Genomic DNA, 13364 nt, shown 5'->3' on the forward strand with positions numbered 1-13364 from the left:
GCCTCCTACAGCCTATCCAAGAAAGAAACGATGTTAGCTTCCGTCCAATTATATATTCTCCTACCTGTGATGGGCGCGGGCAATGTAGTAAGGCGCTTTGAAGCGTCGCCATGACCGTGGATCAACATCAAGGGCACACCTTCATCTATGGCACACTTCAGCTCCCAAAGTTGTCCATCTGCCTTGGGCGTGTTCTTGGTGATGATTCCTATCATACCGGCACACCCTTTGATGCGCGCACGACAGTTCGTCTTCCATTGGGAAGACCATGGTTCCTTCACAGAATAATCTGTGAATTCAATGAAGTTCCTTGAGTTCTTCTTCTGGCCAACGAGAAAATCTCGAAGCACTCTGTCTTCTATTGCAAAACTAATAAAAACGCGCGCCATGTCGATTTTCTCCACAAATTATGGGGTCTTGTGAGCAAGCTACCACAAAATAAGCCATCCATTCAACCTAAGGGGATAATTCCATACACATAGAACACTTTGAATTCACAGGGCTCTTTGGCTGCCTTGCTCTACTGCTCACTACGCCGCTTTAGCTTCGCCGCTGTGGGGTCGTAGACGTAGCTGGAAATCGTCCCGTCCTTGATCCGCTCGACGGCCTCCTTGATCGCAAACAAGGGCACGAGAAACCACTCGCGCGGCACAACCGGCCGCCCGAAACGATCCATGATCTCGATCTCAAGCCGTGCAGGCTCAAAGATGCGATGGATCAGGTTTTCCAACTTCGTTCGGTTAATGTTGTAGAGTTCGTAGGTTGCCACGATCTCGACATTGGCCATCAAGAATGTCGGCTGAAGGTGAGCACCCGCGATGCGCTTTTCCACGCTCATGTTGGTCACGCCGATCTTATGCACCAGCTCTCGATTTTCCGCTACAAGCGGATGATCGGCCTTGCTGCGTAGCACATAGATCGTGCCGCTTGCCTCATCCCCGTCGATCGTCTGATCAGAGAACAAAGGACCGGCGGTCGGCTCGGTTATCCGTCTCCCTGCCTCGTCCTTGTTCAAGGCACGCTGAAGCGATCGCATGAGCATGTTGCTCTCGGTGCCGTTATCAAAGATCACTCGTAGGCGGGCGTCTGTGCGCCCCTGGTCGGTGATTGTCGTCTCGCCCTTATCCGCAACGTAGGCTTTCTGTCCTCCGACAATAAAAAAGCGCCCCTTCTCGATCTCAGCCTTCATCTCGAAAGGTCGCGTGTCACGTAGGCCGCTATCCAGCTCCTTCTGTACCTGCTCAAAGAGCGGTTTGAAGGAATCGAAGTCCTCGCATCTGTCACGGCTCGCAACTTCTTCAGCGGCCTTCTTCTCCGCGGTCGATCGAACGTGCTTCAGCTCCGTGATCGGGGGGGCTTCAACCTCGATCCCCAACTCGGCCAAAAGAGCATCATCGTCGAGCTCTTCCGCGTCAGCCAAGGGCACTTTGGCTGCGCCGGTCAAAAGCCCCGTCTCGTCCAAAGGTTCGACCAGCTCGCGGCATTCCTGAAGCTCACGAATGCGATCTAGTCGAACGGCGTAAAGGCGTTCGAAGATATCACGCTCTTCACCGTGCTGTGGCGCGGAACCATGTTCCTCGGCGAAGCGCTGAATCTCTTCAAAACCTGCAATGATGCGCTCTTCGCGTGGTGTGCGCGTGACGGCTTTCCTGGTTTCGACCTCGACGCCAAGCTCAGCCAGAAGTTCATCGTCTTCTTGAGTGAATTCTTTAGCCATTGGCGGCCTCCTGCTTCATGCGCACAAGGTAAGCCACGCCTTCGGCCATCTTCTTTTCCCAGGCGTCCGGCGAAGTGATGTCTGGCAAGCGCCCTCGCTCTTGCTTGAACTTTGCAGCGCGGCGCGCCAGATCACGCGCCTCTTCAGGAGAGAGCTGCACCTTCTTCGCTGAGATCACCGCCTGCACCTGCTTCAGACTTTCCTCGCTCATGGTCTTGGCGAGGATCGAATATGCTTCGCCGAACGGATTGATCCGGTCGATCAGGTCGATGTCGAGCTCACGCACGTCCATCGCAAATTTTCGCACACCGTCAATCAACGCCGTGTTGCCGCTCGCCTGCGCATCATCAGGATCGGAAAGCGCCACCTCCTTGGCCTTTTGAGTCAGGTTCAAGGCGGCGACCGCATGCTGGCGCACGGCCTCTTGATCCTCTGCATCGAGCTCGGGAAACTTCGCCCCGACGATTTTGCCCATGCGAACCTGCGTAAGCTCCTCGGGAACAATCTCTTCGTCAAAGAGCCCGCGCTCAATGGTCGTTTTGTCCTGAACAAAGGCGGTGATCACCTCGTTCAGGTCTTCGTCACAAATTCGGCGTGCGAATTCGCTTTTCGGCTCAGCAAGGCCTCTGATCTCCATCTGGATTTGTCCTGTGGCTGCATCAAACCCGACGTTCTCCTTGTTCGGATCATAGCCGCCTTCACCATAGTCAAACCCTTCGACAGGGCCGCTCGTCGGCGTCTTGGGCGTGAAGTTGAAACGCGGTGCTAGAACTTGCTCCATCAGCAGGCTTGCCGCGATGGCCTTGAGTGTATCGTTGACAGCCTCTGTTACGGCCTCCTCACCGGCATCGGGCTCCGCGATCAGGTTAGTGAAGCGCGCCTTCGTCTTGCCCTTCGCATCGCGGGTAGCGCGGCCGATGATTTGCACGATCTCGGTCAAGCTCGCACGATATCCAACGGTCAAGGCATGCTCACACCAGATCCAGTCAAACCCTTCTTTCGCCATCCCGAGTGCGATGATGATATCCACGTGGTCGCGGTCGTTCTTATGCGCCGGATCCTTCAGGGCGCTGGCCACCTTGTCACGCTTCGCCGCCTCATCATCGACCAGATCGGCAATGCGCAACACCCGGCCCTCTGGCGTCTCGACCAACTGGAAACCCGTCTCAGGGTCGAGGCCTTTCCACTCACCCAAGCTGTCGATTATGTGCTCGACCTCTTTGTGTTTGTCCTTGGTGCTTTCGCGCGAATTCACGTTCGGGATGTGGAGGATGGTTTTCTCATTCGGGTCCAGAACCTCCAGAATGCTGTCAGCATAGGACCCTGTGTAAAAGAAATAGCCGATATCGAGCGTCTTCAGATGCTCATATCCGTTGAGCTGCTCGTAGTAGGTGTAGGTGACCGTCTCAAACCGGGATTCATCCTCGGGGGACAAGACGGCTTCGGCGTCGCCCCGGAAATAGGACCCCGTCATCGCGACCAGATGAACCTTGTCGCGCGCAATGAACGTGCCCAGATGCGCGCCGAGCTTGTTGTCCGGATTGGCTGAGACGTGGTGGAATTCATCCACTGCAATCACCCGATCGTCAAAGGCCTCAATCCCAAACTTGTCTACGGCGAAGCGGAAGGTCGCGTGAGTGCAGACCAGCACCTGATCGTCGCTTTCCAGAAACCGCCCGACTGCGCCAACCTTGCCATCATCCCCGCCGGGGGCATTACACAGGTTCCATTGCGGCTCAACGTGCCAATCGGCCCAAAAGCCGAACTTGCTCAGCGGTTCGTCGTTGAAACTTGACCCGATCGACTTCTCCGGCACCACTACGATCGCCTGTCTCAGGCCCTGATTGCGCAGCTTATCGAGCGCGATGAACATCAGCGCCCGCGATTTCCCCGATGCGGGTGGTGACTTGATCAGAAGATACTGCTCGCCCCGCTTTTCAAAGGCACGCTCCTGCATAGCCCGCATGCCAAGCTCGTTCGATTTGGTCGAACCGCCGTTCTGGGCGTAGGTGACCGAAACGGAAGGGACATTTTTGGTCATTTTGAACTCTCCTCGCTTCCGTGGCTTGCAAAGCTAGGCAGAACGACTGCAACAGCTTCGATCTCAGGCTGGAAGGACTTGAGAGCTTTCTTAATCGCATTCGCGATTTGATCGTGATCATGCACGTCATCTACGGGGAAGAAGTTCTTTTTAAAAAATTTGGAGTACTTCTTCCCTTCGTCCGCCGCGCCCCGTTGGAACCCGATCCGTTTCAACCCATTTTCGCTCGCGGTTTCTTTGATCGCTTTGATCAACTCGCCCCGGAAGTCATGATCGCTGAGCGGGCCGACTTCCGCATAGAGCCGCACCTGCCCGCCGCCACCATCTCCATCGCCCGTCAGTTGTACCCACATGATCAAGGGAAACCCTGCCCACCAGTTCTCGCAGCCGTGCCAGTAGAACTCATCTTCACCCAGAGCATCGAACCAGCTCTTGGGCAAAAAGCTGAAAGCATTTGCATCTGAATGATTGAAGACGAAACTCTGTTTTCCGATGTCGATTACATCGCCATATTCCGGCTCTTCACCAAAAATGGCTTCACATGCGATGATAAAGTCGGTGCTTTTTCCATGTTCTACGACAAAATCCAGAACCCGGCGGTGATCGCGATAGAGCTGCCGAGCCAATTTTTCCATCGCTGCTTGTGTATCGCTCATGCCTGTGGCCTCCAAAATCACGTCCAAATAGTGCCGCAGGAAAGTTTCCACCTCAGGCGACAAGGGTATCCTCCCCGACAAGGCGATTTGATCCAACAACTCGCAGATCGTTGCGTATTCGATCGGCGCATATCTTTCATCCGCAGGGTCTTCGTCCCACAATGTAAGGAAAACGCCGCGAAGGGCGGTGTAGCTTTCTCCACCCATCAGAGATGTGTTCACGATATCCATATACCGCTTCAACTGGTTGCTGTGTTGGCCGCTGTCGAACTTATTCTCGATGATGAAGACCCAGCCGTTGCGTGGGCTCAGAACCAACAGGTCGATGTGCCGCCACTCCCTGCGTACCTCTGCATCCATCAAATCGGCCTGAGACACCTCCAAAGCCGTTGGGCGCAACATGCTGTCATGCCCCCGCAGCGCCTGCGAAAGAAATGCCTTTAGGAAAGTATCCCCAAGCCCGTGCGTCTCTTGCGGGCTTAGCAACCAGCCGAGAATGGCGGAGTGTCGGATTTCCATCCGTTCCATTCCCATGGTCTTGATCGGATTGAAACGGCTCAGGTGGCTTCGGATCGCATCGAGGTCAGCATTATTGACGAACAGGCTTTCCAGATCGTCCAGCGTCGGTATTTCAGCAACTTCTGTCACGCGCTCACCTTCGTTGTCATCTTGGTGTAGATCTCGGTGGTCGCCGCCTCCTTAACAATGTCGTTGCGGAAGCGGCGGCCTATGTATATGCGTTCTAGGACTTCGTCGTTGCGGTCGTGGGCGGCGCGGAGGTTTTCGGGCATGGCGTCGGGTTTATAAAGGTCGGCGATGGTGGCGGGGAAATGCGCCTCGCGGGCCAGCAGGATATCCTCGGCGCAAGCCGTCAGGTCCTCTTTGTTTTTCTCGGTCAGCCTGGGGACGGGAAAGGTATTCCAGCCGAGGGTGTTGGAATAGCTGAAATCGGTTCGCATCCGGACGCAGACCGTGCCGATCCAGACCCAGTGCAAGCGCGAGGCAATCAGCGCCATGTTCCAGAGTGGGGCGTCGTAAAGGGCGAATAGTTTGTTTGAGATAATCGTACCCTTGGGGAGTAAGCCACACGGTAGATAGTCACGATTTTCAGAGCTTATCGCCGCAACAGCGACAACCGTTTCGTCACCCGTTTGGCGTTTCTCGTCGAACCTATAAGGCCACTCCGCGCCTCGTTGCGTGGCAACCTTGGTACTCGAAGAACGCATTTTTTGCACTGCATCAAAGCGATTGGCCAGTGCCGGGATCGCCATGGCATCCTGAACGTCTTGGTCTTTCACCCAAATGCAGAAGCGTTGCTTGCCACCAATAAACTCGTCCGACCCCAACAGAGGACGAATAAAATGCGACTTTTGTGACGCTGACAATTTCAAATCGTGAACCTCGGTCGCAGATAGCAGGAGGTTCCCGCCATCGACTGGCTTACTGCCGAAAGTCATCTCATCGCAGCCATTTAACGGTTTACTCGCCTTCTGAACCGTCAAATCTGGCGCAGCCACCAAGTAAGCATTGATGTTCTCCACCTCTTTCATCACCGCCTCGCCCTCGGCGTTCAGACTATAAAGCCTGCGCGTCTGGTTCGTCATGTTCGACACGGCAATGATCGCCACGGTGACGCCCGCGTTATGACTGGCAAGGTTGGCCCATTTGAAGGATGTATGGGCAAAGGCGATATGATGTCCCGTGGCAAAGATCGCGGGCCAGAGGATCGGCACCTGTTGCCCCTGACAGATCGAATTGGTGGACACGAAAGCGGCGGTGCATTCGGTGTGCTGTCCAAAGTCAGCCGCCTTCATGAACCAGCCCGCCACATAATCCAGCGACTTCCAGCTTTTCACCCGACCGTCAAAGATCGCCTTCAGGTCTTCTTTCTGTTCCTTGCTCTGCCATGTGGAGCCAAGATAGGGCGGGTTGCCGCAGATATAGGTCTCGCCGCCCTCGTTCTTGAAATCCATTTGCGCCTGTTCCAGCGGGGACATGAACAGGTCATCCGCGCGGAACTTCACGGCCTTTGACGTGGGCGGACAGATGCTGAGCCAGTCCAACCGCAAGGCGTTGCCTTGGGTGATCCAGTTCTCTGCGTCGAGCGGCAAAAACGCCGCCAGCGCGTCCTTGTGTCCGCGATAGGTCACGTCGCACTGGTATTCCGCGATGATCAGCGCAAGACGGGCGATCTCAGCCGGGAAATCGCGCAACTCGATCCCGCGAAAGTTAGTGAGCGGGATTTCCGTGCGCCGATCGGGTTCGCCGGTAAAAGCGTTGATCTTGGCCTCAATGGCGCGCATTTCCTTATAGGCGATGACAAGGAAGTTGCCCGATCCGCAGGCCGGATCAAAGACGCGGATTTTCGAGATGCGTTTGCGCAGGTTGTCGAGTTTGCGCTTGTTGTCCCCCGACGCCTCAAGCTGGGCGTTCAGGTCATCAAGGAAAAGCGGGTTCAGCACCTTCAGGATGTTGGGCACAGAGGTGTAGTGCATCCCCAGTGCACCGCGTTCTTCATCATCCGCCACGGCTTGGATCATGGAGCCGAAGATATCAGGGTTGATCTTGGTCCAGTCGAGCGAGCCGATGTGCAGCAGGTAGCTGCGCGCGATCTTGGAGAATTTAGGGGCCTCGGTGCTGCCCGAAAACAGCCCGCCGTTCACATAGGGAAAGGTGTCGGCCCAACGGGGGAGGTTTGCGGTGGCGCGATCCTCGATCTTGGTGTTCATCGCGCGGAAGAGTTCCGAGATCACCTCATGCGTGTTCGCGCTGTCCTTGTCCGACATCTGGGTGACGGTGGCGGTGAAGAGATCCTCGCCATTCAGGATCGACGTGTCTTCGGCAAAGAACAGGAAGATCAGCCGCGCCATGAAGTGGTTCATGTCATGGCGGCGCTCAGCCGTGCCCCAATCGGGGTTGGTTTTTAACAATTCGACATAAAGGCGGTTCAGGCGGCCCGTGGCCTTGATGTCAAACGAGCTTTCGCGGATTTGCTTGACGGTCGAGATGCCTGCAAGGGGCAGAAAAAAGCCGAAGTGATCGGGAAAATCTTTGAAGTCGCAGGCGATGGTCTCGCCGCTGGTCAGGTCCTCGGCCTCTAGCGTCTGGCCATCTGTGGCGAGGATGAATTTCGCCTTTGCTTTGGAGGTGGCAGGGCTGGATTTAAGCGCCGCCAGAGTCTCAGACACGGTGCCCGCTGCGCAGGACTTCAGGTGGATGTTGTTCGTTTGCAGAACGCCTTCCAGGTCGGATTTGTTCGAGGTGCCGGAGCGAAGGCGTTTGAGCGTGGTCTCTTTGTTGCCGAAGGCGAGCAGGAAGGCATAGGGGAATTCGGCGGCATCAAAGGGCTGCCCGGCCAATGCTGAAATGGCCTCTTCGATTTCTACGGCGTTCATGCCTGCTCCCCCACTCAATCAAATTCTTATTTTTTGAAATAGTAACAGTCAGTTACAATCGCTGCATTAGAAAACGCGCATGTCGTGCGCTAGGCCCCCCATTTGCGCATGCAGGCCTACGGTGCGCCAGGTCCAAAACGCTATGCGTGCAGTCTGTCGTTCCGGGTGATTGAAAACGACACGCCCTCGCGCTGCTTCAGGCGGGCGACCATCGCCAGCAGATTGTCTGCGCGCGGGTTGCCCTTGGCGCTGAGCATACGCATCAGGCTCTTTGGGTCCTTGTCCATGTCTTGCGCCAAGGCCTCGAAGCCAACTGTGGCGTTCACGTAGTCGCGCAGCAGCACCTTGCCGGTTTCCAGATCATCGCTGAGCATCGCCTCAACGGCTTCGCGGAACAGACCCGCCCGAAACTCAGGATCACGCTCAGCGCGTGCTTTGATCGTGTCTTTGAAGTCTTTAGTCAGTGGCATGTCAGTCGCCTTTCTCTTTGCGGGCCTTGTAGTCGTCCCAATATGCTTTGGCCTGCTCTATATCCTTTGATTGGCGCTTCTTGGTTCCACCACAAAGCAGGATCACAAGCGTATCGCCGTCCTTGCCAAAATAGACGCGGTAGCCGGGGCCGAAAGTGATGCGCCGCTCTGACACGCCTTGCCCAACCGGCTTAACGTCGCCAAGGTTGCCGGTCTCGATCCGTGCAAGCGCCGTGCGCACCTTCAATGCTGCCGCCGTATCCAGACCATTGAACCAATCGTCGAACGGTGTTTTCCCCGCCTCAGTGACATAGACAACAAGCTTATTCATTGCGACCATTGGTGACATATACGTTACCATATGTCAATCAAATTTGCCACCTCAATGCGTCATCCCTCGGTCCATCTCGACCTCCCGCTCCGCTAACTCTGTCTCAACCTCTCTTCGGCGGCTTTCACTAATTTCAAGCTGGTCTCGAGTTGCGTGCGCAGCTTCCCGTAGTTCGAGCCCTCGCTCAACAAGCCGTGCAACGCAGCCACGGACGCCGTTTGCGATTGAATGAGCACTGACACGCAGGCGGCCAAACCATCCATCTGGCTCTGCATCCTGGTCGTCGAGCGTGCCTCTAACCCGCTCAATTCCTTTGCTGAGACCTCGCAGGCCGTCACCAACCGCTCGACGCAGGCGAGCAAGTCGCGTTCCAAGGCTGTCAGGGGTGTCGTCATCTACTGCTCCTCGATCTTGATGCAGGTCACTGATCTGCCGCCCAGCGTGCAGGTCCTCAGGCGCGTTATCGTCGGGTCCAGCACCAGCCATGTCCCGTCCTCCCTGTCGATCCGCGTCAGGCCCAAGTCCGTCATCTCCGAGTTGGCCAGCAACATCGTCCAAAGCAAGCTCGCGCCCATCATCGAGACGATCCCCAGCAAGAGCGTCCCCGTGATCAGCCAGGGCGAGATCGTCAGCCAGCTCTTGTTCTGCCGCAGAAAGGTGCGGATATCGCTCTCGATTGTAAGCTGCGCGTTGGTCGCAATGCTGTTCAAATCGGTCCTGAAGCTCTCGAGCTGGGATGCCATCGAGACGGCGTAGTCCTGCCGTATCGTGTCCAGTTCCGCGTTCAGCTTCTCGCTCAGCCGGGTCGGCTTGCCAGTCTTCATGGAAAATCTCTCCTTTCAAACGCCAGCGTTCGCCGGTGTCGGGGTCTTGGGCGGTCAGGTAGGCTTTTCCCGCACGGGGAATGTCGAAGCCCGCGTCTGTGAGGGCGTCGAGCATGCTGCCACGGTCGGTGATCAGACCGACGCTGACCTGATCCAGAATCCACGCATGTAACTCTTCGCGCCCCTGCGCGCGGGTTGGGGTCTCGATGGTGTCGCGGACCTCTTGGGTGCGCTCCAACTCCATCGGATCGGCCCAGCCGTGGCGCTGGTTCATCACGTCGCGCAGGCTGTCGAAGGCCTTCTCATAGCCGGGCGGTGCAATGTTTAGGCTGCGACCCGAGGTCAGCTCCAAGCGAGGCGTGCAGAAGTGAAGCTCGACGCGGCCTTCGTGGGTATGCCGGACCCAGAGCACCTCATATTGCTCGGGGTCCAGCCCCGCGAAGGCCAGACGCTCGAACTGATCCATGACTTCGGCCTGCTGCTCCTCGGTCGGGGCATCCTCGGCGGCAAAGCTGATCACGCCCGCGCGGTAGGTCCATTGGTGGCGGCTGGCGTCGATCAGGGCCTCGGTGCGGTCGGGGTTGCCGCGCAGGACCTCGGGCAGTGGGTCCCGGGTGACGGTTATAGGCTGGCCCTCGGCATCGCGGATCAGGTCGCGATTGCCGTCATAGGCCAGCACGCGCTCGGCCACGAGGTAGCCGACCGGCCCCGCGCCTGCGCCTTTGCCGTTGGGGAAGAATTTGATCAGCACCGCCGCGCCTCATCAAGGAGAGCAGCGAGCTGGCGTTCGATCACGACAAGGCGGCGCGCAACGGTCAGGGTGTCGAGGTCTGTGCGTCCGACCTTCAAGGCGTGGTTCAGCCAGCGGGCGATCTGGTTGAGATTCCCGCCGATGCGCCCAACGGCCAGCACAAGCGCCGGATCGATGCGGGGGATGGGCTTGCGGCGACGGGCTTCAGTGAGGCCCAATGCCTCACGCAGAAGCGTCGAAGCAGGCAAACCAGCGGCCTCGGCCTTGGCGCGCAGCTGGGCCTTCTCGGACGCGGTGCAGCGGAAGACGAAGGTCTCGTTCAGCGGCTCTTTGGCGGGGGCTTTGCCCGCGCCGGAGGGGTTCGAAGGGGAGGCGTGCCGCCCCTCGCAAGGTCCCGTGTCAGCAGCGCCAGCGTATGACATGGGTCGCCTTGCTGTTTGCTCTTCGGTCGGATCGGTCGTGGTCATGTTCTGAGGCCTGCGGCTTGGATTTGGTCCTGCGTCACCAGCTTTGAGGCGAGCAATCCGTCGATTTGCTTGGCCGTTATGTGTTTGCACATCGGGTTGCGATCACTAATCCAGCAAGCCAGCCGCGCTTGATGATCAGCCTGCAACGCTGCCGCCTTCTCTCGGTCTTCCGCTTGCTTCTCGACATAGGTCTGCCAGCGCCGTGACTGAAACCAGTTGTCGGAAAAGCAGACCTTGGAGCGGGTGAACCCTGCGCTGTCGGTGGCGTAAGCTTGGACGGCTAGCAACAAATCCTCCGGCCTGATCCCTTCCTTCATGGCCTCGTCGATCTGGACAAGGCAGGCCGCTTTGCCCCGCAACCGATCGGGCGGATATGCTGACAAAATCTTCTCAGCCTCCCCCGCCTCGCGCCCGCGCGAAGGCGGTTCTTTCTTAGGTTCAATGGTAAGGTTCCTGTCCCGATTTGAGACTACCCCCGTCTCACCCTTGGGACTTTTCCCCCGCTTTTTTGAGACGTTTCCCCCCGTCTCATTTTGAGACACAACCCCATCAGGAGCGCTGCCCCCACCCTTGGGGCGCGCGCTCGGACCAAAGCTAATGTCGAGGTGCAGCTCGTACTGGTTGGCACCGCGCCCGCCGTCGCCATCCCCACGGGCATGCCGCGTGACAAGGCCACACTCCTCCAAGGTGGCCATATGCCGAAACAGCGTTGCGCGGCCCATTTCGCATTCGTCCGCCAAACGCTGTGCGCTTGGATTGCACTGGCCGGTTTCCTTGTTGTGGAAGTCCGCCAGTTGAATCAGCACAATCTTGGCGGCGGGCTTGAGACCTTTGACGTTCGCAGCCCAGATCAGCGCCATGCCACTCATGGCTTTGAGCCTGCCAAAACACGAGTATCAGGTTCGTTTATTGTTCGACAAATGTCCTGATACTTTTTCGCCCCTAAGTTCTTGTTTTTGTGACGAAATACACTGGATTGCAAATCCGTGTACACCGGTTCGATTCCGGTACTCGCCTCCAAATTACCTCTCTAGACGAGCAGCCTACCTTCACTGCTTCCATTCAATTATTGCGCTAGATGCTTTGGCGGTGTCTAATTGGCTAAAACAAGGGCCTTTGCGGGTCCGAAACATGGGCAGGGCGATGGGCACAAGCACCAAGAATGATGTTGTCGCGACCTATCATGGGGTCGAGGTGTTGAGTGCGCCGCATCTTGGGCCGAACATGATCATTAATATGGGCTTAGGTAAGTATGAACGGCGGGAGGTTCTGTCTGCGCTCAAGTTCATCGAAGAAGGTGATGTCGTTGTCGAGATGGGGGCCGGTGCGGGGCTTGTGGGCGCTGCAGTTGCCAAAAATTGCGGGCCTGAAAAAATCATCTCGTTCGAGGCCAACCACAAGCTGATCACTTCGATTAACGCGCTTTATGAACATAATGGGATTGCGGACAAAATTGAGGTGCACAACCAGATTGTGATCTCTGATCCTGAGGCACCGCGGGCCGTAGATTTCTTTATTAGGGGCAATTTTCTGGGCTCTGGGATGACGATCACCAAGGGGATTGAGCGCGCTGAAAAGGTCTCGGTTCCGGTGGTGGCTTGGGCGACGATAAAAGAGCAATTCAAGCCGACGGTCTTGTTGATGGATATCGAAGGGGCCGAGCTAGAGTTTTTCCGCCATGCAGATCTAGGTGATATTCGCGTGATTATTGCCGAGCTGCATCGCCATATCTATCATCGCCCCGGCATGCGTGAAATCCGCGAAGGTATTGCTGCAAAAGGATTTATTGAGGACAGGGAGGCCTCGGGCGGTGGCGTGTTCGTGTTTACGGCAGTTTAACATTATACTGACTTGATAGCCGTAACCCTGCTGGAGAAAGCCTGCTGCGGTACACAGCCCGTAGCGCGAATATGCATCATTCTCAAATGAATTTGCTCAACTTCAAGTGAAACGGGCATCTTGGCGTTGCTGATAGGCTTGGGCTATGGCATTGCATACACCTATATATGAACGAAAGAGTTTAGCCGATGTCCGACTTTTCCGCCCGCCGCACGATGATGGTTGATACGCAGGTTCGCCCCTCTGATGTGACAAAGTTCCCAATCATCGATGCGATGCTGACTGTCGCCCGCGAAGATTACGTGCCCGCTGCACAGCGTGAAGCGGCGTATCTTGGTGAAAACCTGAACCTGGGCGAGGGGCGTATTCTGCTTGAGCCGCGGACGCTGGCAAAAATGCTGGACGCACTGGCCATCGGCAACGACGATCTGGTTCTCGATATCGGCTGTGCCTACGGATATTCAACGGCGGTGATCGCCCATATCGCCGAAGCTGTGGTTGCCGTCGAAGAAGACGAGCAGATGGCGAAAGAGGCACAGGAAACCCTCACAACATCCGGCGTGGACAATGCGATTGTGCACATGGGGCCATTGGTCGAAGGTGCGGCGAAGCATGGCCCTTACGATGTTATTTTGATCCAAGGCGGGATCGAGGTCGTGCCAGATGCGATTTTGGACCAGCTCAAGATCGGCGGCCGCATTGCCTGCATCTTTATGGAAGGTGTGCTGGGCGAGGTACGCATAGGATATAAGAGTGAACACGGCGTCAGTTGGCGCGCAGACTTTAATGCCGGTGCGCCGGTGCTAAGAGGCTTTGTTCGTGAAAAGGCCTTCCAACTTTGAGAGCATGAATTAACGGTCCCCGCGAATAGAG

At 56.7% G+C, this 13364-nt stretch carries 12 protein-coding genes; 2 read left to right on the forward strand and 10 right to left on the reverse strand.

The window, feature by feature from the left end:
• Positions 1-5: 5 nt before the first annotated feature.
• The 10 genes from AADJ11_RS08465 to AADJ11_RS08510 form a co-directional block, all read right to left on the reverse strand.
• Positions 6-404: a hypothetical protein gene (locus tag AADJ11_RS08465; protein WP_341234083.1), complete on the reverse strand. Its 399-nt coding sequence runs from the start codon at positions 402-404 to the stop codon at positions 6-8.
• A 116-nt stretch (positions 405-520) separates the two neighbouring features.
• Positions 521-1717, reverse strand: a complete 1197-nt coding sequence (locus AADJ11_RS08470; RefSeq protein WP_341234084.1) for a GIY-YIG nuclease family protein — start codon at positions 1715-1717, stop codon at positions 521-523.
• Positions 1710-3758: a DEAD/DEAH box helicase family protein gene (locus tag AADJ11_RS08475; RefSeq protein WP_341234085.1), complete on the reverse strand. Its 2049-nt coding sequence runs from the start codon at positions 3756-3758 to the stop codon at positions 1710-1712. Before AADJ11_RS08475 ends, AADJ11_RS08470 begins: the two co-directional genes overlap by 8 nt.
• On the reverse strand, positions 3755-5062 hold the full coding sequence (locus AADJ11_RS08480; RefSeq protein ID WP_341234086.1) for a PD-(D/E)XK nuclease family protein: 1308 nt from the start codon (positions 5060-5062) through the stop codon (positions 3755-3757). Before AADJ11_RS08480 ends, AADJ11_RS08475 begins: the two co-directional genes overlap by 4 nt.
• The gene (locus AADJ11_RS08485) at positions 5059-7809 is read right to left on the reverse strand and encodes a DNA methyltransferase (protein ID WP_341234087.1); all 2751 of its coding nucleotides are present in this window, start codon (positions 7807-7809) and stop codon (positions 5059-5061) included. The genes AADJ11_RS08480 and AADJ11_RS08485 overlap by 4 nt, the downstream gene beginning before the upstream one ends.
• A gap of 140 nt (positions 7810-7949) precedes the next feature.
• Positions 7950-8279: a transcriptional regulator gene (locus AADJ11_RS08490; protein WP_341234088.1), complete on the reverse strand. Its 330-nt coding sequence runs from the start codon at positions 8277-8279 to the stop codon at positions 7950-7952.
• Between the two features lies 1 nt (position 8280).
• Positions 8281-8610 (reverse strand): type II toxin-antitoxin system RelE/ParE family toxin, encoded by a 330-nt coding sequence (locus tag AADJ11_RS08495; RefSeq protein WP_085631393.1) that lies wholly within the window; start codon positions 8608-8610, stop codon positions 8281-8283.
• Between the two features lie 51 nt (positions 8611-8661).
• Complete coding sequence (locus AADJ11_RS08500; RefSeq protein ID WP_341234089.1) at positions 8662-10185, reverse strand: relaxase/mobilization nuclease domain-containing protein; 1524 nt, start codon at positions 10183-10185, stop codon at positions 8662-8664.
• On the reverse strand, positions 10179-10607 hold the full coding sequence (gene mobC, locus AADJ11_RS08505) for a plasmid mobilization relaxosome protein MobC (RefSeq protein ID WP_341234090.1): 429 nt from the start codon (positions 10605-10607) through the stop codon (positions 10179-10181). The genes AADJ11_RS08500 and mobC overlap by 7 nt, the downstream gene beginning before the upstream one ends.
• Before the next feature lie 41 nt (positions 10608-10648).
• The gene (locus AADJ11_RS08510) at positions 10649-11521 is read right to left on the reverse strand and encodes a helix-turn-helix domain-containing protein (RefSeq protein WP_341234091.1); all 873 of its coding nucleotides are present in this window, start codon (positions 11519-11521) and stop codon (positions 10649-10651) included.
• On the opposite strand from AADJ11_RS08510, the gene AADJ11_RS08515 reads away from it, so the two are divergent.
• Both AADJ11_RS08515 and AADJ11_RS08520 read left to right on the forward strand, forming a co-directional pair.
• Positions 11511-12491, forward strand: coding sequence for an FkbM family methyltransferase (locus tag AADJ11_RS08515; RefSeq protein WP_341234092.1), 981 nt, complete (start codon positions 11511-11513; stop codon positions 12489-12491). The two genes, AADJ11_RS08510 and AADJ11_RS08515, sit on opposite strands and share 11 nt — an antisense overlap.
• Before the next feature lie 188 nt (positions 12492-12679).
• On the forward strand, positions 12680-13333 hold the full coding sequence (locus AADJ11_RS08520; RefSeq protein ID WP_341234093.1) for a protein-L-isoaspartate O-methyltransferase: 654 nt from the start codon (positions 12680-12682) through the stop codon (positions 13331-13333).
• Positions 13334-13364 lie beyond the last annotated feature (31 nt).

The organism is uncultured Sulfitobacter sp. (assembly GCF_964021855.1).
Classification (GTDB): domain Bacteria; phylum Pseudomonadota; class Alphaproteobacteria; order Rhodobacterales; family Rhodobacteraceae; genus Sulfitobacter.